24 protein-coding genes are annotated in these 24,418 nt (G+C 66.3%); 15 read left to right on the forward strand and 9 right to left on the reverse strand.

All coding sequences use genetic code 11. From position 1 onward, the window contains the following. Positions 1–2: 2 nt before the first annotated feature. Entirely contained in the window at positions 3–1,661 is a 1,659-nt protein-coding gene (locus ACOJCM_RS05955) for an AMP-binding protein (protein ID WP_445211150.1), read from the reverse strand. 239 nt (positions 1,662–1,900) lie between these two features. On the opposite strand from ACOJCM_RS05955, the gene ACOJCM_RS05960 reads away from it, so the two are divergent. After that, on the forward strand, positions 1,901–2,773 hold the full coding sequence (locus ACOJCM_RS05960) for an enoyl-CoA hydratase/isomerase family protein (protein WP_445211151.1): 873 nt from the start codon (positions 1,901–1,903) through the stop codon (positions 2,771–2,773). 33 nt (positions 2,774–2,806) lie between these two features. Next, the gene (locus tag ACOJCM_RS05965) at positions 2,807–3,415 is read left to right on the forward strand and encodes a class I SAM-dependent methyltransferase (protein WP_445211152.1); all 609 of its coding nucleotides are present in this window, start codon (positions 2,807–2,809) and stop codon (positions 3,413–3,415) included. Positions 3,416–3,431: 16 nt separating this feature from the next. Here the strand turns inward: ACOJCM_RS05965 and ACOJCM_RS05970 are convergent, their stop codons facing one another. Then, entirely contained in the window at positions 3,432–4,334 is a 903-nt protein-coding gene (locus tag ACOJCM_RS05970; protein ID WP_445211153.1) for a LysR family transcriptional regulator, read from the reverse strand. A gap of 102 nt (positions 4,335–4,436) precedes the next feature. Here ACOJCM_RS05970 and ACOJCM_RS05975 point away from each other — a divergent pair, with 102 nt between their 5' ends. From ACOJCM_RS05975 to ACOJCM_RS06015, 9 genes are all read left to right on the forward strand, one after another. Further along, positions 4,437–5,555 carry a muconate cycloisomerase family protein gene (locus tag ACOJCM_RS05975; protein ID WP_445211154.1) on the forward strand — a complete coding sequence of 373 codons (1,119 nt, stop codon included), beginning with the start codon at positions 4,437–4,439 and terminating at the stop codon, positions 5,553–5,555. A 10-nt stretch (positions 5,556–5,565) separates the two neighbouring features. Then, complete coding sequence (gene catC / locus ACOJCM_RS05980) at positions 5,566–5,856, forward strand: muconolactone Delta-isomerase (RefSeq protein ID WP_445211155.1); 291 nt, start codon at positions 5,566–5,568, stop codon at positions 5,854–5,856. A gap of 56 nt (positions 5,857–5,912) precedes the next feature. Next, positions 5,913–6,881: a catechol 1,2-dioxygenase gene (catA, locus tag ACOJCM_RS05985; protein WP_445211156.1), complete on the forward strand. Its 969-nt coding sequence runs from the start codon at positions 5,913–5,915 to the stop codon at positions 6,879–6,881. Positions 6,882–6,995: 114 nt separating this feature from the next. Next, complete coding sequence (locus ACOJCM_RS05990; RefSeq protein ID WP_445211157.1) at positions 6,996–8,378, forward strand: Rieske 2Fe-2S domain-containing protein; 1,383 nt, start codon at positions 6,996–6,998, stop codon at positions 8,376–8,378. A gap of 10 nt (positions 8,379–8,388) precedes the next feature. Further along, on the forward strand, positions 8,389–8,880 hold the full coding sequence (benB, locus tag ACOJCM_RS05995) for a benzoate 1,2-dioxygenase small subunit (RefSeq protein WP_445211158.1): 492 nt from the start codon (positions 8,389–8,391) through the stop codon (positions 8,878–8,880). A 32-nt stretch (positions 8,881–8,912) separates the two neighbouring features. Next, positions 8,913–9,953 (forward strand): benzoate 1,2-dioxygenase electron transfer component BenC, encoded by a 1,041-nt coding sequence (gene benC, locus ACOJCM_RS06000; RefSeq protein WP_445211159.1) that lies wholly within the window; start codon positions 8,913–8,915, stop codon positions 9,951–9,953. After that, entirely contained in the window at positions 9,950–10,732 is a 783-nt protein-coding gene (gene benD, locus ACOJCM_RS06005) for a benzoate diol dehydrogenase BenD (protein ID WP_445211160.1), read from the forward strand. The genes benC and benD overlap by 4 nt, the downstream gene beginning before the upstream one ends. 72 nt (positions 10,733–10,804) lie before the next feature. Further along, complete coding sequence (locus tag ACOJCM_RS06010; protein ID WP_445211161.1) at positions 10,805–12,058, forward strand: benzoate/H(+) symporter BenE family transporter; 1,254 nt, start codon at positions 10,805–10,807, stop codon at positions 12,056–12,058. 100 nt (positions 12,059–12,158) lie between these two features. Next, positions 12,159–13,364, forward strand: a complete 1,206-nt coding sequence (locus ACOJCM_RS06015; protein ID WP_445211162.1) for a benzoate/H(+) symporter BenE family transporter — start codon at positions 12,159–12,161, stop codon at positions 13,362–13,364. A 58-nt stretch (positions 13,365–13,422) separates the two neighbouring features. On the opposite strand, the gene gfa is transcribed toward ACOJCM_RS06015, so the two are convergent. The 7 genes from gfa to pqqA form a co-directional block, all read right to left on the reverse strand. Next, positions 13,423–13,998, reverse strand: a complete 576-nt coding sequence (gene gfa / locus ACOJCM_RS06020) for an S-(hydroxymethyl)glutathione synthase (protein WP_445211163.1) — start codon at positions 13,996–13,998, stop codon at positions 13,423–13,425. 275 nt (positions 13,999–14,273) lie between these two features. After that, on the reverse strand, positions 14,274–16,745 hold the full coding sequence (locus ACOJCM_RS06025) for an insulinase family protein (protein ID WP_445211164.1): 2,472 nt from the start codon (positions 16,743–16,745) through the stop codon (positions 14,274–14,276). Next, on the reverse strand, positions 16,742–17,893 hold the full coding sequence (gene pqqE, locus ACOJCM_RS06030; RefSeq protein ID WP_445211165.1) for a pyrroloquinoline quinone biosynthesis protein PqqE: 1,152 nt from the start codon (positions 17,891–17,893) through the stop codon (positions 16,742–16,744). Before pqqE ends, ACOJCM_RS06025 begins: the two co-directional genes overlap by 4 nt. Further along, entirely contained in the window at positions 17,886–18,170 is a 285-nt protein-coding gene (gene pqqD / locus ACOJCM_RS06035) for a pyrroloquinoline quinone biosynthesis peptide chaperone PqqD (RefSeq protein WP_445211166.1), read from the reverse strand. The genes pqqE and pqqD overlap by 8 nt, the downstream gene beginning before the upstream one ends. Then, positions 18,167–18,958 carry a pyrroloquinoline-quinone synthase PqqC gene (pqqC, locus tag ACOJCM_RS06040; protein WP_445211167.1) on the reverse strand — a complete coding sequence of 264 codons (792 nt, stop codon included), beginning with the start codon at positions 18,956–18,958 and terminating at the stop codon, positions 18,167–18,169. The genes pqqD and pqqC overlap by 4 nt, the downstream gene beginning before the upstream one ends. 69 nt (positions 18,959–19,027) lie before the next feature. Beyond that, on the reverse strand, positions 19,028–19,954 hold the full coding sequence (gene pqqB / locus ACOJCM_RS06045) for a pyrroloquinoline quinone biosynthesis protein PqqB (RefSeq protein WP_445211168.1): 927 nt from the start codon (positions 19,952–19,954) through the stop codon (positions 19,028–19,030). Between the two features lie 87 nt (positions 19,955–20,041). Then, positions 20,042–20,113: a pyrroloquinoline quinone precursor peptide PqqA gene (gene pqqA / locus ACOJCM_RS06050; RefSeq protein ID WP_140162547.1), complete on the reverse strand. Its 72-nt coding sequence runs from the start codon at positions 20,111–20,113 to the stop codon at positions 20,042–20,044. 331 nt (positions 20,114–20,444) lie between these two features. Here pqqA and ACOJCM_RS06055 point away from each other — a divergent pair, with 331 nt between their 5' ends. The 4 genes from ACOJCM_RS06055 (at position 20,445) to ACOJCM_RS06070 (ending at position 24,415) form a co-directional block, all read left to right on the forward strand. Beyond that, positions 20,445–22,268, forward strand: coding sequence for a methanol/ethanol family PQQ-dependent dehydrogenase (locus tag ACOJCM_RS06055; RefSeq protein ID WP_445211169.1), 1,824 nt, complete (start codon positions 20,445–20,447; stop codon positions 22,266–22,268). 107 nt (positions 22,269–22,375) lie between these two features. Next, on the forward strand, positions 22,376–22,888 hold the full coding sequence (locus ACOJCM_RS06060; RefSeq protein ID WP_445211170.1) for a c-type cytochrome: 513 nt from the start codon (positions 22,376–22,378) through the stop codon (positions 22,886–22,888). 40 nt (positions 22,889–22,928) lie between these two features. Then, positions 22,929–23,771, forward strand: coding sequence for a quinoprotein dehydrogenase-associated putative ABC transporter substrate-binding protein (locus tag ACOJCM_RS06065; RefSeq protein WP_445211171.1), 843 nt, complete (start codon positions 22,929–22,931; stop codon positions 23,769–23,771). After that, positions 23,768–24,415: a hypothetical protein gene (locus ACOJCM_RS06070; protein ID WP_445211172.1), complete on the forward strand. Its 648-nt coding sequence runs from the start codon at positions 23,768–23,770 to the stop codon at positions 24,413–24,415. The genes ACOJCM_RS06065 and ACOJCM_RS06070 overlap by 4 nt, the downstream gene beginning before the upstream one ends. The last annotated feature ends 3 nt before the right edge of the window (positions 24,416–24,418 follow it).

The raw sequence follows: 24,418 nt of genomic DNA on the forward strand, positions 1-24,418 counted from the left end.
CATCAGGCCGATTCGGGCGGTGTGGCCTGGCTGGCCTTGTCACGCAGCTTGAACTTCTGGATCTTCCCCGACGGTGTACGTGGCAGCTCGTCGAGCACTTCCAGGAACTCCGGCTGGTACTGGCGCGTCACCTGGCGTTCGGTGAGGAAGGCGGTGATGGCTTCGAGTGTCAGCGATTCATGGCCCTCCTTGAGGGTGACGTAGGCGCACAGCCGCTCGCCCAGGCGTTCGTCGGGCCTGCCCACTAGCGCCACGGCCTGGATCGCCGGGTGCTGGTAGAGCGCGTTCTCGATGTCGACGATGGGAATGTTCTCGCCGCCGCGGATCACCACATCCTTGGAACGGCCGGTGATACGCACGTAGCCGTGCTCATCGAGCCGGGCCAGATCGCCGGTGGGGAACCAGCCTTCCGCATCGACGCCGTAGAGCTCGGGCTGCTTGAAGTAGCCGACGAACAGGCTGGCGCCGCGCACGTAGAGCGGCCCTTCCTCGCCGGGGGGCAGGGTATTGCCCTCCATGTCGGTCACCTTGAGTTCCATGAAGGGGAGCGGCAGGCCGTCGGTGTGTACGGCGCGGGAAGGGTCGTCGCCGGGGCGGGTGGTGGTCACCGCACCGTTCTCGGTCATGCCCCAGGCGGAAATGATCCGCGTTGGCAGGTTGCGTGCCGCCTTCTCCACCACCGGGCTGGGGATCGGCGCGCCGGCGCACATGAATAGCTTGAGCGACTGCAAGTCGGGTCCGTGGGCCACGGCCTGCTCGGCGATGTCGGCAAGGAAGGGGGTGGAGCCGAGCATCAGGCTGGGTCTTTCGGCACGCATGATCTCGACGGCGCTGGCCGGCTGCCAGGTGTCCTGCAGCACCACGGTGGCCTTGAGGTAGATCGGCAGCATCAGGCCGTAGAGGAAGCCGAGCTGATGGGCCAGTGGCGATGGCATGAAGACGGTATCGTCATTGCCTAGCCCCAGGCGGGTGGCGAAGGGGCGGATATGGCTCATCAGGGTATTGGAGGTATGCATTACGCCCTTGGGCTTGCCGGTGGTGCCCGAGGTGTAGAGCAGCTGCACTACGTCGTCGCCGCCGGGGCGGCGCTCGCGAAACAGCGCGGCAGTATCGACTTCCAGTTCCCAGGCGCGTTCGAGCAGTACCCTTTCGAAGCTGTCCTCGCCCTGTCCGCCGATCACCAGGACATGATCGAGCGAGGCCAGCTCAGATTTCAGGCGTCGCGCCATCGCGGCGTGGTCGAAGCCGCGAAATAGGCCGGGCACGACGAGTATCTTGCTCTCGGCCTGGGCCAGCATGTAGCGCAGCTCATGCTCGCGAAAAATCGGCATCAGCGGGTTGAGTACCGCACCGATGCGGATGCAAGCCAGGTGCAGGGCGGTCATTTCCCACCAGTTGGGGAGCTGGCAGGAGACTACGTCGCCTTTCGCCACGCCGAGTCCGGTCAGTGCCACGGCCAGGCGCGTGACCTTCTCGCTCAGCTCCTGGTAGGTCAGTGAATCGCGAGTACCGCCGGCCAGGCGGTAGGTGACGATGGCGGTACGGTTGGCAGCACTGGCCAGCGCGTCATCTAGATAATCTGTCAACAGCATGTCATTCCAGGCGCCGCTGGCGACCATGGCGTGCCTGCGTCCGGCAGTCAGGTTTGTCTCAATGGACATACAAGCTCCTGATATGGCGTTGTTCATTGTTGTGGTTGGCGTAGGGTCTGATTGCTTGGTGCCCGCGCGTCTTGAAATTAAACTAGGCGAGCCTAAAATTTATGTCAATACATTGTCCTTTGTTTGAGGCAGGCTAGTCCCGGCTTGAGGCTGGGCGTGTGGCAGGCGCCAAACTATGTCAAGCTCTTGTCATGTGCCGCGGCCTTGGTGTGCACAACCCTTACACAGCGAGACGATTCATGAGCCGAGCCGTGACCTTGATCCGTGAGGGCAACTGCGCACGGATCACCCTGTTCAACCCGCCGGTCAACGCGTTGACCCAGCGGCTGCGCTTTGAGCTGCAGCAAGCCTTGGCCGAGGCCGAGAGCAGTGCCGAAGTGGAATGGATCCTGCTGCGGGCCGGTGGCCGTTGCTTCTCGGCAGGTGCCGACATGAGCGAGCTCGATCGGCTGCACGAGGTGCCGTCACTACCCGAGCTGACCTGGGCCATCGAAAACTGCGACAAGCCTTGCGTAGCCTGGCTGCACGGGGCCGTGCTCGGCGGCGGGCTGGAGCTTGCCATGGCCTGCCATTACCGGATTGGGCCGCCCGAGCTGCGCCTGGGCTTGCCGCAGATCGCCCTGGGGTTGATCCCCTGTGCCGGCGGTACCCAACGCTTGCCACGGTTGGTGGGGCTGGCGGCGGCGCTGCGCCTGCTGCTCGCTGGCACGACGATCGGCGCCAGCGAAGCACTGCGGCTCGGGCTGATCGACCGCATTGCACCGCGCCTGCACGGCGAGGGGCAGCAACAGGCCGAGGCGTGGCAACTGGCAACGCAGGGCGTGCGCCGCACGCGGCACCGGCGCATCAAGGTGCCGGTGGCCGACGTGGCGGGCTGGCTCGAGCGCCAGCGCCAGGTATTACCCCGCGTGGAGCGTGACAGCCCGGCCTGCTTCAGAATGTTCGCGGCCTTGCATGCCGCGGCCTTCGAATCCTTCGACGAGGGGATGCGGCGCGAATGGGCGCTGCACTTGGAGTGCCTGGCACTGCCACAACTGAGGGAGAAGGCCGAAGCTCGGCTGGCAGCCCGGCGTGGCGGACGCCGGCGGCGTTCGGCATCGAAGGCGTCTTGATCTGGCGACTCTTCATCTGTTGTGATGCGCGACATGATCCGAAGCCTGCTTTACGACACCCTGATCCTGCGGCTTACCTCACGCTGGTATGCCGAGGTGCTTGCCCGCCTTCCCGAGGGGGCGGCGCTTCTCGATGTGGGCATCGGCACGGCCGGGGCGCTCCTGGCCAACGCTGAGCGGGTGGAGCAGAAGCGCCTGCACGTGACCGGCATCGATATCGACCGCGACTATATCGAGCGGGCCCGCCAAAGGCTGCACGATTCCTCCCTGGCCGAGCGTGCCGAAGTGCGCCTCGAGTCCGTCTACGATCATCACGGCGGGCCCTACGACGCCGTCTACTTCTCCGCCAGCTTCATGCTGCTGCCCGAGCCCGAACGGGCGCTGCGTCACTGCCGCACGCTGCTCAAGCAGGGCGGCCGGCTCTATTTTACCCAGACCATCCAACGACGGCCCTCCCGCGGGATGGAAGCCCTCAAGCCGATGCTGAAGCGGCTCACCAGCATCGACTTCGGCCGCGTGACCTACGAGGAGGATTTCAGGGCGCAGCTCGACGCCGTCGGGCTGGTGCTGGAGGAGTTCATCGCGCTGTCGCGCCACGGCAGCCGGTCATCGTGCCTGGCCGTGGCCTCGCCACACGGCTGAATTTCGCCACGGCAGGTCATGGGTATCGACCGCTGCGTCGATTCTCCACCAGCACCTCGAGGATGGCGTTGGCCTCGCGCATGATCGGCGAGGGCGCTTCGCCCTTGCGCCGGCTGCAGATCACGGGTGAGGTCAGGCCCGGATCGGCCAGGTAGACATAGACGATGCCATCGCGCCGGACCCGTTTGACCTGTTCCGGCACCAGGGTGATACCGATCTCCGAGGCAACCAGCGCGAGTGCCGTCTGCAGTTCGTTGGCCTCTTGCGCCACGGTGACCTTGAGGCCGCGGCGGCGAAACAGGCCCAGCGTCATGTCGGCCAGGCTGGGGCGGGGCTGGGCCGGGAACAGCACAAGCGGATACTCGGCGAGCTGGGCCAGGGTCGGTGTCGTGTCGGCCAGCGGGTGGCCCTCGGGCAGCGCCGCCATCAGCGGCTCGTCGAACAGGTTCTCCTGTTCCACGTCGGGATCGTCGATGCGCATGCGGCCGAAGCCCATGTCGATGCGTCCGCTCTTCAAGGCTTTCATCTGCTGCACCGTGGTCAGCTCGGCCAGCATCAGCTCAACGTTATCCTTTTGTCGTAATTCCCGTACCAGCAGGGGCAACTGTCCGTAGAACACCGACGGCACGAAGCCGATGCCGAACATCACGCGCTTGCTTCGGGCCAGGCGCTGGGTGGCGGCAACGGTGGTGTCGACCTTCTCCAGTATCTGCAGGGTATGCTCATGGAAGAATTGGCCCGCCGGTGTCAGGCGCAATCCGCGTGCGCTTCTCTCGAACAGCTCTGCACCGACTTCGCTTTCTAGTTGCTTGATTTGACGAGATAAAGGGGGCTGGGCCATATGCAGCTTGGCGGCCGCCCGGGTCAGGTTAAGCTCCTCCGCCACGACGCAGAAGTAGCGTAGATGTCGCAGCTCCATGATACCTCCAGGGTATGGCTTGGGACCTAAACGATATTGGTTCGGCCTCACGGGGGCAATCAAACTGCCACGGTATCGAAACACCGAACCGCCGGAGCGCGCATGTCATCTGTCATCGAGTCCATCGAAACGCTGCTGGTCGACCTGCCGACCATCCGCCCCCACAAGCTCTCCATGACCACCATGGCGTGCCAGACGCTGGTCATCGTGCGTCTGCGCGACTCCGATGGCGTCGAGGGGCTGGGTGAGGGCACCACCATCGGCGGGCTCGCCTACGGCCCCGAGAGCCCGGAGAGCATCAAGCGCAACATCGACACCTACCTGGCGCCCCTGCTGATCGGTCAGCCGGCGGCCGCCGTCGCGGCGCTACGGGCTCGACTCGACCGACACGCCCGTGGCAACGCCATCGCCAAGTCGGCCTTGGAAACCGCACTGCTCGATGCCCAGGGCAAGCGCCTGGGACTGTCCGTGGCCGAGCTGCTCGGCGGTGCACGCCATGACCACCTGCCGGTGCTGTGGACCCTGGCCAGCGGCGACACCGGCCGCGACATCGACGAGGCCTTCCAGCGACTGGAACAGCGCCGCCACTGCGACTTCAAGCTCAAGATCGGTGCCAACGCCGTAAACGACGACGTGCGTCACGTCGCCGCCATCAAGGAGGCGCTGGGCGAGCGCGCCAGCGTGCGCGTCGACGTCAACCAGGCCTGGAGCGAGTCCACGGCCGTGCGCGGTATCGCCGCGCTGCAGGCGGCCGGCATCGACCTGATCGAACAGCCGATTCCCGCCCGCGAGCATGCGGGCTTGGTGCGCCTGGCCAACCGTTTCGAGGTACCGATGCTGGCCGACGAGGCGGTAGCCGATGCCCGTGACGGTTTCGAACTGGCGGCGGCCGGCTTCAGCGGCGCCTATGCGCTCAAGATCGCCAAGGCCGGTGGCCCGCGCGGTGCCCTGGCGCTGGCGCAGGTGGCCCAGGCGGCTGGCATCGGCCTCTACGGCGGCACTCTGCTCGAGGGCACCATCGGCACCGCCGCCTCGCTGCACGCCTGGGCCACGCTACCCGAGCTCGCCTGGGGCAGCGAGATGTTCGGCCCCCTGCTGCTCAAGGAGGACATCGTCGCCGAGCCGCTCGCCTATGGCGATTTCGGCGTCGCGCTGCCCAAGGGACCGGGGCTGGGTATCGCCCTGGATGAAGACAAACTGGCGCACTACGTCCGCCGTTGAGGAGGAACTCATGCTTTTCCAAGTGGAAATGACCGTCAAGCTGCCGCCGTCGATGCCGGCCGAAGAGGCCGCCGCGATCAAGGCACGCGAGAAGGCGTACGCCCAGGAACTTCAGCGCGCCGGCAAGTGGCGTCACCTGTGGCGGGTCGCTGGCAGCTACGCCAACGTCAGCATCTTCGACGTACGCGACAACGCCGAGCTGCAGGAGATCGTCGCGGGCCTGCCGCTCTTCCCGTGGATGGAGATCGGCGTCAAGCCGCTGTGCCGCCATCCCTCGTCCATTCGCGACGACGACAGCTGATAGACGACGCATCACGCCAGCCCCACGGGGCCACCAACGACAACGAGGAATGACCCATGACCGTGAAAATCTCCGATACCCCCGACGTGCAGAACTTCCTGAAGGCCGTGGCCGGCTTCGACGAGCAGGGCGGCAGCCACCGCACCAAGCAGATCCTGCATCGCCTGCTCGCCGACGTGTACCGCCTGATCGATGATTTCGATGTCAGCCCCGAGGAGTTCTGGTCGGCTGTCAGCCTGCTCAACGAGCTAGGGAAGGAATCGCAGTTCGGCCTGCTGGCCCCGGGGCTCGGCTTCGACCACTACCTCGACATGCGCATGGACGCCGCCGACGAACAGGCCGGTCTTGCCGGCGGTACGCCGCGCACCATCGAGGGGCCGCTCTACGTGGCTGGCGCGCCGGTCAGCAAAGGCGAGGCGCGCATGGATGATGGCAGCGACGAGGGCGCCGAGGTGATGTGGTTGACCGGCCAGGTGCGCGATACCCAGGGCAAGCCGATCCCCGGTGCCCAGGTCGAGATCTGGCACGCCGACTCCAAGGGTAACTACTCCTTCTTCGACCCCTCGCAGTCGCAGTACAACCTGCGCCGGACCATTCTCGCCGATGCCGAGGGGCGCTACCGTGCGCGCAGCATCATCCCCTCCGGCTACGGCGTGCCGGCCGGCAGCCCCACCGACCAGGTGCTCAAGCTACTCGGCCGCCACGGCCAGCGCCCGGCGCACATCCACTTCTTTGTCTCCGCCGACGGACATCGCCACCTGACCACCCAGATCAACCTGGCCGGCGACGAGTACACGTGGGACGACTTCGCCTTCGCGACCCGCGAGGAGCTGGTGGTCGACGCCACCCGCATCGAGTCCGCCGACGAGGCCGCCAAGCGTGGGCTCGAGGCGCCCTTCACCGAGGTGGTGTTCGACGTCGAGCTCACCCCCACCGCCGACCCCGAGCGGCAGAGCCGCCACAAGCGCCCACGGGCCCTCGAGGATGAGGCGGCGCCGGCCCGGCAGGAACCCGCCGAGGCCTGAGCGCCAGGCGCTTTCGCCAGACACCTGACAGACGACACGAAACGCTCCCCCGCCGGCCTGGCCGGCGGGTAGGGGAGCCTCACGACCTGACAAGAGCCACGAGGAGTTGGAGCCATGACCGCACAGCTTGATCGTCTCGAGAAACGCGTACGCGGTGCCGTCGTTGACGACCCCGAGAACGGCGTCTTCCGCTGCCACCGCAGCATGTTCACCGACCCGGCCTTCTTCGAGCTGGAGATGAAGCACATCTTCGAAGGCAACTGGCTGTTTCTCGCCCATGAGAGTCAGATCAGCGAGCCGGGCGACTACATGACCGTCACCATGGGGCGCCAGCCGGTCATCATTACCCGCGACAAGCAGGGCGAGCTGCATGCGCTGATCAATGCCTGCGCCCACCGCGGCGCGACCCTGTGCCGCAAGAAGCGCGGCAACAAGGGAACCTTCACCTGCCCGTTCCACGGCTGGTCGTTCAAGAACGACGGCAAGTTGCTCAAGGCCAAGAACGAGAAGACCGGCGCCTATCCGGAAAGCTTCAAGCAGGAGGGCTCCCACGACCTCAAGCGCATGGCGCGCTTCGAGAACTACCGCGGCTTCCTGTTCGGCAGCCTGAGCGCGGACGTTGCCCCGCTCACCGAGTACCTGGGCGAGACCACCAAGATCATCGACAATATCGTCGACCAGGCGCCGGAGGGTATCGAGATCCTGCGCGGCACCTCCTCCTATACCTTCAACGGCAACTGGAAGCTGGGGGCCGAGAACGGCGCCGACGGCTACCACGTCAGCACCGTGCACTGGAACTACGCCTCGACCATGGAGCGGCGCAACTACGACGCCGGCGGCACCAAGGCGGTGGACGCCAACGGCTGGTCGAAGAGCATGGGTGGTTTCTACTCCTACGACAACGGCCACATGATGCTGTGGACGCGCCTGCTCAATCCCGAGGTGCGCCCGGTCTACTCCCAGCGCGAGCGCATCGAGCAGGAGCTCGGCGAGGCGCGCGCCGATTCCATCGTCAACCAGACCCGCAATCTCTGCCTCTATCCCAACGTCTATCTGATGGACCAGTTCTCCACCCAGATCCGCGTGATCCGGCCGATCGCCGTGGACAAGAGCGAGGTCACCATCTACTGCTTCGCGCCCAAGGGAGAATCCGCCGAGAGCCGCGCCCTGCGCATCCGCCAGTACGAGGACTTCTTCAATGTCAGCGGCATGGGCACGCCCGACGACCTGGAGGAGTTCCGCGCCTGCCAGAACGGCTACGCCGGGCTCGACGCCGGATGGAACGACCTTTCCCGCGGTGCCAGGCAGTGGATCGAAGGGCCCGACGACAATGCCAAGGCCATCGACATGAAGCCGCTGCTCAGCGGCGCCTCGCCCGAGGACGAAGGGCTCTACGTGCTGCACCACAAGCACTGGGTCGAGGAGATGCTGCGCGCCATCGAGAAAGAGCGCAGCCAGTTCATCGCCACCGCACCGGCAGCAGCGAGCGCATCCTGAGGAGGGCACCATGAGCATCGATTTTCTGACCATCCAGGCCTTCGTTCATCGTGAAGCCCGTCTGCTCGACGACCGTGAGTGGGACGAATGGCTGACCTGCTACCACAAGGACGTGGTGTTCTGGATGCCGGCCTGGGATGACGACGACCGGCTGACCGAGGATCCGCAGAGCGAGATCTCGCTGATCTACTACCCCAATCGCGAGGGACTCGAGGATCGCGTCTACCGCATCAAGACCGAGCGCTCCGGGGCCACCAGCATCCCCGAGCCGCGCACCACGCACCAGGTTTCCAACCTGGAAGTGCTCTCCCAGGAGGGCGACACGGTCGAGCTGCGCTTCAACTGGCACACCCTGAGCCATCGCTACCAGCAGACGAGCAGCTACTTCGGCACGTCCTTCTACACCCTCGACGTGAGCGGCGACGCGCCGCTGATCACCGCCAAGAAGGTGGTACTCAACAACGACTACATCCACCAGGTCATCGACGTGTACCACATCTGAACGATCGCGAACCCGGTGGGAAGGAGACGAGCATGAGCTACACGATAGCCCTCAACTTCGAAGACGGCGTGACACGTTTCATTTCCTGCAAGGACGGCGAGACGGTGCTCGACGCCGCCTATCGCCACAAGGTCAACCTGCCCATGGACTGCTCCGACGGCGTCTGCGGCACCTGCAAGGGGAGCTGCGAACAGGGGGAGTTCGACCTGGGCGACGAATACCTCGACGAAGCACTCTCCGATGAGGAACTCGCCGAAGGCAAGGTGCTGACTTGCCAGATGGTGCCGTCGTCGGACTGCGTGGTACAGGTGCCGGTGGCCTCGACCCTGTGCAAGACCGCGGTGGGCGAATTCCCGGCCCGGGTCGCCGAAGTCGAGCGCCTCTCCGAGGACAGCTTCGAACTGGTCGTGGATCTCGACGAAGGCGAAGGTCTCGCCTTCCTGCCGGGGCAGTACGTCAACATCCAGGTGCCGGGCAGCGACGAGACCCGCTCCTACTCGTTCAGCTCGCGGCCCGGCGAGCGGCGCTCCTCCTTCCTGATCCGCAATGTGCCGAATGGATTGATGAGCGGCTATCTCAGCGATGCGGCCAGGCCTGAGGATGCGCTGACCCTGACCGGGCCGATGGGCAGCTTCTACCTGCGCGAAGTGAAGCGGCCCGTGTTGATGCTGGCCGGGGGGACCGGCCTGGCGCCGTTCCTCTCCATGCTGCGTCAGCTGCAGGAGAGGGCCTGCGATCAGCCGGTGCGCCTGCTCTACGGCGTGAACGTCGACGACCACCTGGTCAAGCTCGACGAGCTCGACGCCTTCGCCGAGGCACTGCCCGACTTTGCCTACACCACGGTGGTGGCCGACGCGGGCAGCGATCATCCGCGCAAGGGCTACGTGACTCACCACATGGCGCCCGAGCTACTGCACGGCGGCGACGTCGACGTCTACCTGTGCGGACCGCCGCCCATGGTGGATGCAGTGCTCACCCACTTCCGCGAACAGGGCATTTCGCCGGCCAGCTTTCACTACGAGAAGTTCGCCCCGAGCCTGGCGCCGGAAGCGGCCAAGGAGGAAGTGGCATGAGCGCGCGTTTTGCCGAGCAGGTGATGCTTGTCACCGGCGCCGCCCAAGGCATTGGCCGGCGCGTCGCCGAGCGCGCCGGTGCCGAGGGCGCCCGCCTGGCGCTGGTGGATCGTGCCGACCTCATCCATGAAGTGGTGGACGGGCTATGCGACCAGGGCGTCGAGGCCATGGCGCTGCAGGCCGACCTGGAGACCTGGCAAGGGGCCGAGGAGGTGATGCGCAGGACCGTCGCGCACTACGGTCGTCTCGACATCCTGATCAACAACGTGGGGGGAGCGATCAACTTCAAACCCTTCACCGAGTTCACCGAAACCCAGATCTCGGCGGAGATCACCCGTTCGCTGATGCCGACCCTGTGGTGCTGTCGTGCGGCCTTGCCCACCATGGTGGAGCAGGGTGGCGGCGTTATCGTCAACGTGTCGTCGGCAGCGACTCGCGGCATCCACCGGATTCCCTACTCGGCGGCCAAGGGCGGCGTCAATGCCATGACTGCCTCCCTGGCCTTCGAATACGCCGAGCATGGCATACGCGTGGTGGCCACCGCGCCCGGTGGTACCGAGGCACCACCACGACGTATCTCGCGCGGCACTCCCGAGCCACGCAACGAGCAGGAACAGGCCTGGTTCCAGGCCCATATCGATCAGACCAAGCGCAGCTGCCTGATGGGGCGCTACGGCACCCTGGACGAAATGGCGGCACCGATCCTGTTCCTGGCCTCGGAAGAGGCCAGCTATATCACCGGTACCGTCGTGCCGGTGGCGGGAGGTGATAGCGGCTGAGCGTCACCTCGCGCCACGTTCACCTGTACGCCCTACACACGCAACGATAACAACAGTCCCCTGGAGCATACCGTGAAACATATCGAGAAAGGTGCCGGCCTCGCCTCGGCGCCACGCGACTTCATTCGCGACCTCAATGCCGACAACCTCAGCGCTGGCGTGGTGGCCGGCATCTTCGGCCTTAGCGCCGGGGTCATTCACATCAGCGCCGGCACTGCGGCGGGGCTCCCCCAGGAGTTCACCCTGCTGTGGGTGATCAGCTACCTGATGATCAACGGCTTGTTCGGGCTCTTCCTGCCGGCTTACTACCGGCTGCCGCTGCCGATGGCAAACTCCATCCCCGGCGCGCTGCTGTTCGCCGCCGTCATTCCCTTGGTGGGACTCAACGAGGCGTTGGGCGCCACGTTGATGGCGGGGGCCATCGCGCTGTTGGTGGGCCTGGCAGGCTGGATGCGCCTGGTCATGCGGCTAATTCCGATGCCAATCGTCATGGGCATGGTGGCGGGTATATTGCTCAAGTTCGGCACCAATATGGTGATGCCGCTGCAGAACGCCCTGGTGCCGGCGACCATCATGATCCTTTCCTTCTTCTTCGCCGCGCGTTTCTTGCGTCGGATACCACCGCTGGTGGTCACGCTGCTGGTGGGCGTCGGCTACATGGCGTTGTCCGGCGCCGACTTCTCCGACGTGACATTCTCATTCAAGTTGCCTGAGTTCATCATGCCGGTCTTCACCCTGGAGGCCTTCCTGGCTTACGGCCTGCCGCTGGCACTGATTCTCGTCGGCATGGAAACCCCGGCTGGAGTGGGGCTGGTCAAGGGCATGGGGTACAAGTCCGCGCCGGCCAACGCCATCACCGCGCTGGGGGGCTTCGGCACCATGGTCTCGGCCTTCTTCAACCTGCACAGCACCTGCATCGCCGCGCCGATGACCGGGATCTGTTCGGGGCCGGAGGCCGGCAGCCATGACAAGCGCTGGGTGGCGGCGGTGATCGTCGGCATCATCTTCGTCACGGCGGCGCCTTTCTACGGCTTCGTGTTCAGCCTGATCGAGGCGATGCCGAGCTACTTCATCGCCATTATCGCGGGGCTGGCATTGCTGAGGGTGATCAGTTCGGCCATGCACATGACCTTCTCCGGTAAGCATGAGGTGGGCGCCATGTTCTCCTTCCTGATTGCCGTCTCGGGGATCCAGATTCTCGGCATCGGCTCTTCCTTCTGGGCGCTAGTGCTGGGGGCGGGCCTTTCCATGCTGGTGGAATTCAGGGACTTCGATTTCTCCCGCGAGACCGCCAGTTCGCACGAGGCGACCGCCACGGCGCGCTAGCGGGACGACCTTACCTTCCTCCATTGGTCCGCGGTCGATGCTTCGTCGCGGGCCTTTTTTCCCGTTTCGACTTTCCACCCCCTCTCACGCGAGGTGAACCATGTCATTACGTCAGGACGTGTCGCTATCGGCCGTGACCGCCGGCTTCGTGGCGGTGTTGATCTCCTATGCCGGGCCGCTGGCGATCTTCTTCCAGGCTGCGCAGAGCGCGGACATCTCCACCCAGATGATGAGCTCCTGGGTGTGGGCGATCTCCCTCGGCGCCGCGGTGTCGGGCATCGGCCTGAGCCTGTGGCTCAAGACGCCGATAGTGACGGCCTGGTCGGCGCCGGGTACGGCGCTGCTGGTCACGCTCTTTCCCGAGCTATCGCTGAACGAGGCGGTGGGCGCCTATCTCACGGCAGCGCTCATCATCTTCGCTGTCGGCGTGAGCGGCTCATTCGACCGCATCATTGCGCTGATCCCGCCTGGTATCGCCGCGGCGATGATGGCCGGCATCCTGTTCCAGTTCGGCGTCGGCGTGTTTACCTCGCTGGAGGGAGCGCCGATGTTGGCGCTGGGCATGCTGGCCGCCTACCTGGTATTCAAGCGACTCTTCCCGCGCTACTTCCTGGTGCTGCTGCTGGTGGTGGGGGTGGGGCTGGCGGTGCTGCTGGAAGGGGCCAGCCTGGCCGGGGTTTCCTGGCAGCTGGCCACGCCCGAGCCGATCCGCCCCGAATGGACGCTGCATGCCACACTGAGCCTGGCGCTGCCCCTGGCGCTCGTCAGCCTGACCGGCCAGTTCCTGCCGGGCATGGCCATTCTGCGTGGCGCCGACTACGCCACCCAGGCCCGCCCGATCCTCACTGTCACCAGCCTGGTGTCGATGCCGATGGCGCTGTTCGGGGGCATCACCACGGTGGTGGCGGCCATCACCGCGGCACTGTGCACCGGCAAGGCGGCCCACCCCGATCCCGCCAGGCGCTACGTGGCCGGCGTGGCCAATGGGGTCTTCTATCTGCTCGGGGCGCTGTTCTCCGGCAGCATCGTGCTGCTGTTCACCTCGCTGCCGGTGACCTTCATCGCGTTGCTGGCGGGGCTGGCGCTGATCGGGGCCATTGCCAGCAATCTCAGCGCAGCGGCGGGGGAGAAGACGCATCTCGAGGCGTCGATCATCACCTTCCTGGCCACCGCCTCCGGCATGAGCTTGCTGGGGCTCGGATCGGCCTTCTGGGGGGTGGCGATTGGCTGCGTGGCCTACGTGATTCTGCATCACCCATGGCGGAGTGAGGGGCGGCGGCAGCCCGCGGCGGCCATGCGCCGCTGAACTCCAGCCCATCGCATCGACGGGCCAAGGGTTTGGCCCGTCGCGTCCGCCAAGGGGGCTAGGCCACCCCTTTGGCCTTGGCGGAATGCGTGGCGATGGCATCCATCAACGGCGGCGAGAGGCAGTCGTAGGGCGGCAGGCCCAGCTCCTGGAGCCGCGAGCGAACCGCGTCCATGTTCTCCGGGTCGGCGCCGGACTCGATGATCGACGAGACGAAGGCGGCGAACTCGGGGCCGGCCCAGCCGTCGTCGCGCGACAGCTCGGTGTGAATGAAATCCAGCCCATGGAAGGGGTGGTCGGTATTCTCGATGCGCCCGTACATGTGGACGCCGCACTCCCGGCAGGCATGGCGCTGGATGGCCGCGGAGGGATCGACGACGTCGAGCTTCTCCTCGTGAGCGGTGACGCGGAGCTTGTCGCGGGGCACCACGGCCACCATCGAAAACAGCGCCCCTTCGGGCTTCCAGCATTTGGTGCAGCCGCAGACGTGGTTATGAGCGCACTGGGCGTCGATTGTCACCTCGACCTGGTCGCTGCGGCAGTGGCAGTAGAGCTTGCCGCCAGTGAAGCTGTCGCTGCCGCGCTTGACGCCATCATCGACGGCGGGGTGGATATGAACGTTGTGGTGGCTCATGGGGGATGGCTTCCCTTGTGTTGTCGTTGTTGTGGGCTTTTCACGGGGGGGCGGCGTACGGGGCGCCGTCGTGCGTGTCGCGCTCGTGGCGGGCTTGCCGCCGAACCAGCGCTGGATGGTATCCATCAGGCTCATGGTTGCTCCTTGATCCCGCCCGGGACCGATGCGCGTCTCGGTGGGACGACGCTGGCTTCAGTCTAGGAGAGTCGTGGCGAGCCGATTGTGACCTGGCGACACAACTGAGTTGTCGGCTGGCAACATTTGCGATCAGCCCGTTACGCGTCGGCTCCGCCCGGGGTGTGCAGCCACCAGCGCCGTACCAGGCGGCCAGCGACGAGGTTAGCTGCCAGATCGGAGAGGTGGTCGGGCTGCAGGGTCAGCAGCGCCTGTTTCTCGGCTTCCCAGGGAAGGGGTTGCCAGGGAGAGCGCGCGCCCTCCTCGGGGGGGTGGCGGCGCAGCGCCTGCCACAGGCGGACGAGGGCCTCGGCATGGGTTTCCGGATGGCCGGCATTGACGAGCAGGCCATGCTTACGCTGTGCCATCTCCGCCGAGGCAAGATGCGCCAGGGCTTCTCCCTGGTCAGTCAGAAAGTCGAGGATGGCCAGTTGCAACGCGTCTGTTGCAGTGCCCGGCGATTGCACCACATAGCCCAGCCGCGGGAAGCCCGACGATTCGCGGTAGCGCACCGCTGCGGCGTAGCCCAGGGCGCGACGCTGACGCATCTCGCGGTTAAAGGCGGCGTCATGGCACTGGGCCAGCAGCCTCAGCAGCCAGCGGCTACGGGGCGTGTCGTCAGGGGCGGAGATTTCCAGCATCACGGCATGGTCGGCGCCTTGGGGGGGGAGCCGGAGGGTATCGAGATGTACCGGTGGGCAAGGCTCATCGACAGGCGGGTTCGCCGCAAGCCGCTCTTCCAGGCGCATGAGACTCGCCTCGGCCACCTGGGCGCCGGCGGCGTCGCTTGCCCACCCCAACAGTCGGGCAGGGACAGGCCCCTGGCCGGTGGGTGGCGGCAAGGTTTCGAGCCGTGCCAGCATGCGCTGGGCCAGCAGCCCCTTGGCTGGTATGCCGTACGCCGACGGTGCCGTCTGCGGCCAGCAGGCCACGGCCAGCGCCGCCAGGGAGCCAAGACGCTCGGCCGCACCCGTGGCAACCAGCCAGTCGCCGCGGGCATCGCCCGCGCAGGCCAGGTGCATGCCATGCACGGCAGCGGACTGGCGCAGCGGCAAGGTGTTCTGCTGCCAGCGGGCCAGGCGTGCCGGCTGCTGCGACGCCGGGGCGGGCCAGCCCAGGCAGAGGCTGGCCGGCGGCGCGTCCGCCAGGTGTATCGGTGTGCCGCACCACAGGCTGAGCCGTTCGTCGTGTCGCAGCGGGTGCGGCTTCGACTGGCCGGTGTGCGGCGACGGTGCTCGGGCGGGCAGTGCGGGAGGGGCCCGTGAAGGCAGCGGCTCGCCCATGCGGGGCAGCGGCTGGGGCCGCCAGCAGGTACCGGTCTCGGCCAGTGTCTTCCATCGCCCGGCGGCAGCGGGGGTTTGCCACAGGAGCCGGCAGCGCTCGGGGGTGAGCCAGGATATTGGCGATTCGATCGATGCCCTGTCGTCTTCTTTCAGTAAGCTCGGCCTGGCGACCCGTTGCCGCGGCCAGGCGTCGAGATCCAGGGAGGGGACGGGTAGAGTGGGCAGCGGTGAGGCCATGGCCTGCTCAAGTGCCGTGCAGCAGGTAGCCAGCATCGCCTGAATCGTCTCCTCGTCGGGGGCCGGCGTCAGGCGCAGGGCCAGTGCAGGGCCCATCCCCTCCGGGGCCAGGGTCGCCTCGAGCCGGTCGAGCTCGACGGCGGCCTGCAGGGTGGCGGCCAGGCGGCCATCGACCAGCCGGGCCGCCACGCCAGCCAGCCAATCGCCATGCGCCGCGGCGATGGCCTCGGGCAGGGGCCAGAAGAGTTCCAACGCTGTGGCGCCTGCCTTGGCCTCGGGCAGGTGCCAGGCCATGCCGCCCGGCTCGCTCCAGCGCCAGGCCCGCTGCGGTGATGCCGCTCCGCCCGGCTTCAGTGCAGCGCCGTGGCCGGCGAGCAGGTCCAGTTGCCGCTCCAGCGGCAGCGGCCCCAGCATGACCAGCACCATGCGCCCGGCGCGGTAGTGGCAGGCATGAAAATCGCCGAGTCGGGTCGTCAGTCGGGCCGGGTCGTCGCCGAGCGTGGTGCGGTTGCCGGCATGGCAGTGTCGGGCGGGATGCCCCTCGCGGCAGAGCCTGCCCAAGGCCATCAGCCGGTGCAGGGCGGGATCGGCCAGCCGGGCCTGGAATTCCGCATCGAGTATGCCCACTTCCCGGTCGATACTCTCGACCTCGAAACGGGGCCGGGCGAGCAAATCCACCAGCCGGGCCAGGCCCTCGTCGGTCTCGGCCGGTGGCAGGTGCAGGTGAAAGTCGGTCATGTGCTCATCGGTGCGTGCGTTATAGCGTCCGCCACGCTCGCCGAGCCAGCCGGCCAGCTCGCTGGCGCCGGGAAAGCCCGCCGAGCCCAGGAACAGCGCATGCTCGAGCAGGTGGGCCAGCCCGCGGCAGTCGTCGGGCTCGTCCAGGTAGCCCACGTCCACCGCACCGACCAGGCGCTGCAGCTGAGCGCTTGATACCTCCGCCGCTACGATCGTCAGGCCGCTTTCCAGCCGGGTCTCGTGCAGCCGGCTGCCCGGCGGCAACCCTGCGCGTCGAGCGGCCTCGTCACCGGGGGCGGTGAGCGAGGCGGTCATGCGCGACAGAACACCCGCGATTCGTGCACGTTACGCAGGGTCAGGGCTTCCAGCGGCGGGGCAGCGGTACTGGCCTCGCGGCGAGCGGCCTCGATCAGGTGATGGTCCGGCGAGAGCGAACAGACCGGATCGGTGGCCGCGGCGTCGCCGGTGAGCAGGTAGGCCTGGCAGCGGCAGCCACCGACGTCCCTGTGGCGTTCGTCGCAGCTACGGCACGGCTCGCGCATCCAGGCATCGCCGCGATAGCGGTTGAACGGCTCGCTGTCGTACCAGATCTCCCTGAGCGGGTGCTCGCGAACGTTGGGGAAGCTCATCGGCAGCATTCGGGCGCTGTGGCAGGGCAGCACCGCGCCGTCGGGCGCCACGGTCATGAAGATCGCACCCCATCCGCCCATGCACGCCTTGGGGCGCTCGCCATAGTAGTCGGGCACCACGAACAGCAGGCGCATGTCGCGGCCGCGTTCGGCCAGGCGTTCGCGCCAGCGTGCAGTGGTGGCCTCGGCGGCCTCGAGCTGGGCGCGGCTCGGCAGCAGACCCTCGCGGTTGAGATGCGCCCAGCCGTAAAGCTGGCAGTTGGCCAGTTCCACCGCATCGGCGCCCAGCTCGTCGCATAGGGCGATGATCTCGTCGATGCGATCAATGTTGTGCCGGTGCAGTACCACGTTGAGCACCATGGGGTAGCCGGCCGCCTTGACCGAGCGTGCCATGGCGAGCTTCTTGGCGTGGGCCTTGGGCGAGCCGGCCACCGCCGCTGCCACGTCGGGATCGGAGGCCTGCAGACTGATCTGGATATGGTCGAGCCCGGCTTCGCGTAGCGCCGCGATGCGCGCCTCGTCGAGCCCCAGGCCCGAGGTAATCAGGTTGGTGTAGAAGCCCAGCCGGCGTGCCTCGCCCACCAGCGTCTCGAGGTCGCGCCGCACCAGCGGCTCGCCGCCGGAGAAGCCCATCTGCACCGCCCCCATGGCACGCGCCTGGGTCAGCACCTCGACCCATTCGTCAGTGGTGAGCTCCTCCTTCACCGAGGCAAAGTCGAGCGGATTGGAGCAGTAGGCGCACTGCAGCGGGCAGCGGTAGGTGAGCTCGGCGAGCAGCCAAAGCGGTGCGCCGGTGGCGCCGTTGACGGCGGCGGTATGGGAGCGGTCAGTCATGTTGAATCCACCCTTGTCGTATGGCGTCGAGCAGGAACTCGTGGGTGTCACGTTCGATTTCCGCGGCGGGGGCCTCGGGGAAGCGGGCCTGCAGGTTCGCCACCACGTCAGCCACGTCGCGACTGCCGTCGAGCTCGGCGAGGATGGCGCCAGCGCTGTCGTTGAGCTGTACCATGCCCTCGGGATAGAGCAGTACGTGACGGCCCTGGGCCGCTTCCCACTGCAGTCGCCAACCGGGGCGCAGGCGGTAGACGGTGGCCGATGCGATTGTGCTCATGACAGCCCCCGGTGGTAGACGCGCCGGTCGGTGACCGTGTGGTAGGGCGGCCGGCCGAGCTGGTAGGCCAGCGTCATGGCGTCGAGCATCGACCACAGCACGTCGAGCTTGAACTGCAGGATGTCCAGGGCGCGCTGCTGGGCGACGGCAGTGGTGCATACCGCCAGTGCCACCTCCAGGCCATGGTCGACGTCGCGGCGGGCTTCCTTCAAGCGCTTGCGGAAGTAGCCGTAGCCGGCCTCGTCGATCCAGGGGTAGTGGATCGGCCAGGTGTCGAGTCGGCTGCGGTGCGCCTGAGGAGCGAACAGTTCGGTGAGCGACGAGATCGCCGCCTCGCGCCAGTCGGCACGTCGCACGAAGTTGACATAGGCGTCCACCGCGAAGCGCACGCCCGGGAGTACGTGTTCCTGCGCCCATAGTTCGTCGCGAGTCAGCCCCACCGCCTCGCCCAGGGTCAACCAGGCCTCGATACCCCCACCGTCCGCCGCTTGGCCGTCGTGGTCGAGCAGGCGCTGGATCCAGCGTCGGCGCGTGGCGGCGTCGGGGCAGTTGGCCAGCAGCGCGGCGTCCTTCTGCGGAATGTTGACCTGATAGTAGAAGCGGTTGGCGACCCAACCGCGAATCTGCTCCGGCGTGGCGCGCCCCTCAGCCATATCGACCTGGTAAGGGTGATGGATATGGTAGTAGGCGCCCTTGGCCAGCAGCGCTTCGCGGAACGCCTCGGGTGAGAGCGCCGCGGTGCCGGGCTCGGCCGACGGGTCGGCGAAAGGGGATGCGATCGAGGTCATAAGGCGATTCCTTCCCGTTGCATGGCGTGCGTGCTCGTTATTGTTGTGACGTCGTTCGGGGTCGCCGGTTCATATCTCCAGGCGCATGCCGTCGAAGGCGACCTCGATGCCGGCCTCGACCAGCGTGGCCCGTTCGGCCGAGCGTTCGTCGAGGATCGGGTTGGTGTTGTTGATGTGGATCAGTACCCGGCGAGTGGTGCGAGGCAGGGCGTCGAGCTCTTCCAGCAGCCCGTCCGCTCCCGCCAGCGCCAGGTGACCCATGTCGGCACCGGTGGCCTGACCCACGCCGGCGCGAATCAGTTCGTCGTCGTGCCACAGGGTACCGTCGAGGAGCACGCAGTCCGCCTGGCGAAGAAAACCACGCACTCGGTCGTCGAGCCGGCCGAGCCCCGGGGCGTAGAACAGCCGGGTGCCGCGCTCGCGATCCTCGATCAGCAGGCCGATGTTGTCGCCAGGGGTGGTCGCCCCGCGGCGAGGCGAATAGGGGGGCGCGTTGCTGCTCAGGGCCACGGCGGTGAAGGTCAGGCCAGGGCAGGCCGGGACCTCGAGATTGGCCTCGAGATGCTTTTCGTCGATGCCGATGGGGTGCCAGTTCAAGCCGCCCCAATGCTCCAGCATGGTGAACAGCGGAAAGCCGCGGGTCAGATCCTGGTGGACATTGGGCGTGCACCACACGTCGAAGGGGCAGCCTTCGCGCAGCGACAGCAGGCCGGTGGTGTGGTCGATTTGCGCGTCCATCAACACGACCCCGCTGATGCCGCTGTCGCGGGGTACCTGGCGTGGATGAAGCTCGCGGTTGGCGGCCAGCTGGGCACGGATATCGGGCGAGGCGTTGCACAGGAACCAGCGTTCCGCATCGCTGCTGATGGCGATCGACGACTGGGTGCGTGGGGTGGCCTCGAGGTTGCCGTCGCGCAGGCCGAGGCAAAGCGAACAATTGCAGTTCCATTGGGGATAGCCGCCGCCGGCGGCGGCTCCCAGAACCAATACGTGCATGCAGGGCTCCGTGCCGAACCGAGATAGACGACGGCTGACGCCCGTAGGAACGTCAGCCGGTCGTTATTGCCATGACAGGGAAACGGTTCAGCGGTTGGAGATATACAACGTCACTTCGAAGCCGAGGCGAAGGTCGGTATAAGTGGGCTTGGTCCACATAGGTGGTCCTCCACGATGGGTGGATGGGTGTCGTGCACTCTCAGTAAAGCAGTTAATGACGTCGCTACCTTTCGACAAAAGTCTTATGCGGTGCCGGTAATCGAGACGTAACGGGATTGAAATGCTGCTGTGGTGCGGTTCGCTGATGATTCGCCTCGATTGTTGCCAAGGGGCAATAGTCTTTTGACCCGCCAAGAGCGCTTAATTCCTTTCTTACGCCCTGTCGCTCCGGAAAGTTGTGCTAGACCTTCAGTGTCAATACCTGAAACACAACTACACAAGATGTGCCGTTTTCCCCCAGGCACACCTTCAGTGAGACGGAGACAGCGCCATGCTAAGGGAGATCGGTTATACGGTAGTGGCCACAGGATTGCTGGCCGCATCCGTGGCTCATGCCAACCAGAACCAGCTTGAACTCCAGCAGAACCCCGAATTCTGGGCGACCCAGCTGGGCAATTACCAGGGCAACCGCTTCAGCGAACTGGATCAGATCAATCGCGACAACGTGGACGAGCTTCGCTCGGTCTGGCAGTTCTCGACCGGCGTATTGCGCGGCCATGAGGGCGGCCCTCTCTATGTCGGCGACGGCCGGCTGTACATCCATACTCCCTTCCCCAACAAGGTGTTCGCCCTCGACCTCGAGGACGAAGGGCGTGTGGTCTGGAGCTACGAACCCGACCAGGACTCCCGCGTCATTCCGGTGATGTGCTGCGACACGGTCAATCGCGGACTGGCCTATGCCGATGGGCGCCTGTTCCTCGGTCAGGCCGACAACACCCTGATTGCCCTGGATGCCGAGACCGGCGAGCTGCTGTGGGACGTCAGCAACGGTGACCATACCGTGGGCGAGACCAACACCATGTCGCCGCTGGTGGTGGGTGACAAGGTGTTGATGGGCATCAGCGGCGGCGAGTACGGCATTCGTGGCCACATGACCGCCTACGATGTCGAGACCGGCGAACAGGTGTGGCGCGGCTACTCCACCGGTCCCGACGACGAAGTGCTGATCGATCCCGAGACCACCACCATGCTGGGAGAGCCGATCGGTGAATCCGATCTCGGCGTGTCCACCTGGCCCGAGGGCGAATGGGAGCGCGGCGGCGGCGCCCCCTGGGGTTGGGTCACGTACGATCCCGAACTCGACCTGATCTACTACGGCACCGGCAACCCCGGTACCTGGAACCCCGAGCAGCGCACCAAGGATGGCGAGCCGGCTGACAACAAGTGGGCCATCACGGTATTCGCCCGCGACCCCGATGACGGAGCGGTCAAGTGGGTTTACCAGAAGGTGCCCTTCGACGAGTGGGACTACGACGGGGTCAACGAGAACCAGTTGATCGACATCGAGTACGAGGGCGAGCAGCGCAAGGGGCTGGCCATCATCGACCGCACCGGCTTCGGTTTCCTGCTCGATCGCGAGACCGGCGAGCTGCTGGTGGCGGAGAAATTCGCTCCCGAAACCAACTGGGCCGATGACTACGACATGGAGACCGGCCGGCCCAACGTCAACGAGCAGTACAGCACCTACCGCCAGGGAGTCGACGTCAACACCACCGACATCTGCCCCACCGCCATGGGGGCCAAGAACATGCAGCCGAGCGCCTATTCGCCGCGCACCGGGTTGATCTACGCCGGTATCAACCGGATCTGCATGAACTACGAACCCTTCGAGGCCGAGTACGTGGCCGGCCAGCCCTACGTCGGCGCAACGTTGACCATGATGCCGGCGCCGTCCCAGAACGGCAGCATGGAAGGGCGCATGGGCAGCTTCATCGCCTGGGACCCGGTGGCCGGCGAAACCGTCTGGGAAGTGGACGAGCGCTTCGCGGTCTGGAGCGGAGCGCTGGCCACGGCCGGTGACCTGGCGTTCTACGGCACCCTCGAAGGCCATGTGAAGGCGGTCGATATCGAGACCGGCGAGGAGCTGTGGCGCTTCAAGACGCCCTCCGGGATCATCGGCAACATCAATACCTTCATGCACGAGGGCAAGCAGTACCTGGGCGTGCTCTCCGGCGTCGGCGGCTGGGCCGGCATCGGCCTGGCGGCCGGCCTCGAGAACCCCGAGGATGGGCTGGGTGCGGTGAGTGCTTTTTCAGCACTGGAGGACTACACCAAGCTCGGCGGCGTGCTGACGGTGTTCGCCCTGCCGGATTGAGTCGGGTGCTTGCAGGCGGGTGCGGCATGCCGCACCCGCCCCATTCTGTCTCCGGTTTCACACCCCTGCTGGCGACGGTGGCCGGAGTTGCGAGAAGGAAGTACTGCATGACGGTATACCTGCGTTTCCCTTGCCGTATCCTGTTGGCCGGCCTGTTGGGTCTGCTCCTGTCAGCGCTCGTTTCGGCTGACGAACATGGCGCTGCCAGCGATGAGCCCGGCGCTTACATCGTCGAAGACGGGAAGGTCGATCCGGCGACCTACCAGGGGTATCTGGTCTATACCCGGGTCTGCATGGCCTGCCATGGCCCCGATGGGCTGGGTTCCTCCTTCGCTCCCAATCTCGTCAAGGGTGCCGAACGTCTCGGCTGGGCCGACTTTGCCGGTACCATTGCCACGGGCCGCGAGGTCCAGCCCGGCCAGGTGATGCCCTCCTTTGCCGACGATCCCTATGTGATGGGCAATATTCCCAATCTCTACAGCTACCTGCTCGCGCGCGGCGAGGGTGGCCTGGGTCGCGGTCGGCCCAAGGTCATCGAGTCGATGCAAGCGGACGCGGAAGCGATCGAAGAGCAGGACGAGGCCGCTTCTGAAGCGGCCGAAGCCGGGGGCGATGCTTGAGCGGCGCGTCTGCGAAGCCCATTTCCGGCGCGGAGGAGTCATGAAAGCCGCCTTTCGTCTGACCTTGAACGCAGTCGCCCTGGCCATGGCGCTGGGCGCGGCCGCTCTCGCCTTCGCCAACCCACCGGAGCGCGAGGCGCGCGACGCCCTGCGGGTGTGTGCCGATGGCAACAATCTTCCCTTCAGCAACCGGGACGGTGAGGGCTTCGAGAACCGCATCGCCGAGCTGATGGCCGAAGACCTGGGAGTGCCGTTGACCTACGTCTGGGCCCCCCAGGTCATGGGCTTCGTGCGCAATACGCTGGAACTGCGTGTCTGCGACGTGATGATCGGCGCCGTGGCCGGCTACGAGTTCGTGCAGAACACCAATGCCTACTACCGTTCGGTCTACTCGCTGGTGGTTCCTGCCGACTCCGACCTCGACGCTACCCGCCTGAGCGACCCGGCATTTTCCGGTCGCCGTATCGGCGCGGTGGCGGAGACGCCACCGATCGCACCGCTTCGGCGCACGGGGGCGAGCATCCAGGGGTATCCGCTGATGGTCGATACCCGGGTGCGTGCGCCGGTGCGCGACGCCATCGAAGACGTCGCCGCCGGCAATACGGAGGGCGCCGTGCTGTGGGGGCCGCTGGCCGGCTACTACGCGGCGCGCCAGGACCCGCCGTTAAAGGTGTTGCCGCTGGTCGATGACGACACCGGTGCCCAGCTCGATTACCGCATCACCATGGGGGTGCGGCACGGCGAGTCCCACTGGAAGGACTGGATCAACGACTTCATCGACCGACGCCAGGAAGATATCGATGCCATCCTGACCGAGTACGGCGTTCCCCTGCTCGACCGGCACGGCCAGCTGCGGGAAACGAGCGAGGGAGGCGACGCATGAACCGAACGAGCCGACCCTTTGGTTGCCTGCTGTCGCTGGGTCTCGCCATGGGCCTGGCGCTGACCGGCATGGCCCAGGTCGAAGCCCAGCGCGCTGCGGCGGGGCCGCCCGACTGGCCTTGTGTGCAGCGCCTGATCCCCGAGTTGGCCTGGGGCACGATGTGGACCGGGCCCTCGCCGGACGAACTGGAGCAGGCGTGGTGGGAGGACGAGGAGGTGGGCCGCACGGCACGCTTCGCCACCTCGCGCTCCACCCCCGAAGCGCAGGCACTGGAGCGGGTACGTGAATTCGTCGCCTCGGTGGAGGAGAGCGAAGCCGAACGACGCCTGACCCTGCTCTTCGCGGGGCTGTTCGAGCTAACTGATCGCGAGCGGCGGCGTACCATCGAGGGCATTCGGCGGGCTTCCCGCGCCCAGCTGGCACGCCTGGAAACCATTGCCGACATGGTCGACGAACTGGAAGAGCGCCGCGCCGACGACGAAGCGGATGAAGCCGAGATCGAACGGCTCTCCGAAGCGCTGTTCTGGGAACAGCGCACCTTCCAGCATCGCCAGCAGGCGCTGCCGGCGATGTGCGACCAACCCTACCTGCTGGAGGAGCGGCTGGCGCGTATGGTCAGGGAGATCATGACGGGCATGCCATGAGTC

Source organism: Billgrantia hypersalina (assembly GCF_052584175.1).

What these genes read in the sequence shown, in the direction of transcription:
- ACOJCM_RS05955 (WP_445211150.1), bottom strand. Translation starts at nt 1,661, where the DNA reads ATGTCCATTGAGACAAACCTGACTGCCGGACGCAGGCACGCCATGGTC.
- ACOJCM_RS05960 (WP_445211151.1), top strand. Translation starts at nt 1,901, where the DNA reads ATGAGCCGAGCCGTGACCTTGATCCGTGAGGGCAACTGCGCACGGATC.
- ACOJCM_RS05965 (WP_445211152.1), top strand. Translation starts at nt 2,807, where the DNA reads ATGATCCGAAGCCTGCTTTACGACACCCTGATCCTGCGGCTTACCTCA.
- ACOJCM_RS05970 (WP_445211153.1), bottom strand. Translation starts at nt 4,334, where the DNA reads ATGGAGCTGCGACATCTACGCTACTTCTGCGTCGTGGCGGAGGAGCTT.
- ACOJCM_RS05975 (WP_445211154.1), top strand. Translation starts at nt 4,437, where the DNA reads ATGTCATCTGTCATCGAGTCCATCGAAACGCTGCTGGTCGACCTGCCG.
- catC (WP_445211155.1), top strand. Translation starts at nt 5,566, where the DNA reads ATGCTTTTCCAAGTGGAAATGACCGTCAAGCTGCCGCCGTCGATGCCG.
- catA (WP_445211156.1), top strand. Translation starts at nt 5,913, where the DNA reads ATGACCGTGAAAATCTCCGATACCCCCGACGTGCAGAACTTCCTGAAG.
- ACOJCM_RS05990 (WP_445211157.1), top strand. Translation starts at nt 6,996, where the DNA reads ATGACCGCACAGCTTGATCGTCTCGAGAAACGCGTACGCGGTGCCGTC.
- benB (WP_445211158.1), top strand. Translation starts at nt 8,389, where the DNA reads ATGAGCATCGATTTTCTGACCATCCAGGCCTTCGTTCATCGTGAAGCC.
- benC (WP_445211159.1), top strand. Translation starts at nt 8,913, where the DNA reads ATGAGCTACACGATAGCCCTCAACTTCGAAGACGGCGTGACACGTTTC.
- benD (WP_445211160.1), top strand. Translation starts at nt 9,950, where the DNA reads ATGAGCGCGCGTTTTGCCGAGCAGGTGATGCTTGTCACCGGCGCCGCC.
- ACOJCM_RS06015 (WP_445211162.1), top strand. Translation starts at nt 12,159, where the DNA reads ATGTCATTACGTCAGGACGTGTCGCTATCGGCCGTGACCGCCGGCTTC.
- gfa (WP_445211163.1), bottom strand. Translation starts at nt 13,998, where the DNA reads ATGAGCCACCACAACGTTCATATCCACCCCGCCGTCGATGATGGCGTC.
- ACOJCM_RS06025 (WP_445211164.1), bottom strand. Translation starts at nt 16,745, where the DNA reads ATGACCGCCTCGCTCACCGCCCCCGGTGACGAGGCCGCTCGACGCGCA.
- pqqE (WP_445211165.1), bottom strand. Translation starts at nt 17,893, where the DNA reads ATGACTGACCGCTCCCATACCGCCGCCGTCAACGGCGCCACCGGCGCA.
- pqqD (WP_445211166.1), bottom strand. Translation starts at nt 18,170, where the DNA reads ATGAGCACAATCGCATCGGCCACCGTCTACCGCCTGCGCCCCGGTTGG.
- pqqC (WP_445211167.1), bottom strand. Translation starts at nt 18,958, where the DNA reads ATGACCTCGATCGCATCCCCTTTCGCCGACCCGTCGGCCGAGCCCGGC.
- pqqB (WP_445211168.1), bottom strand. Translation starts at nt 19,954, where the DNA reads ATGCACGTATTGGTTCTGGGAGCCGCCGCCGGCGGCGGCTATCCCCAA.
- ACOJCM_RS06055 (WP_445211169.1), top strand. Translation starts at nt 20,445, where the DNA reads ATGCTAAGGGAGATCGGTTATACGGTAGTGGCCACAGGATTGCTGGCC.
- ACOJCM_RS06060 (WP_445211170.1), top strand. Translation starts at nt 22,376, where the DNA reads ATGACGGTATACCTGCGTTTCCCTTGCCGTATCCTGTTGGCCGGCCTG.
- ACOJCM_RS06065 (WP_445211171.1), top strand. Translation starts at nt 22,929, where the DNA reads ATGAAAGCCGCCTTTCGTCTGACCTTGAACGCAGTCGCCCTGGCCATG.
- ACOJCM_RS06070 (WP_445211172.1), top strand. Translation starts at nt 23,768, where the DNA reads ATGAACCGAACGAGCCGACCCTTTGGTTGCCTGCTGTCGCTGGGTCTC.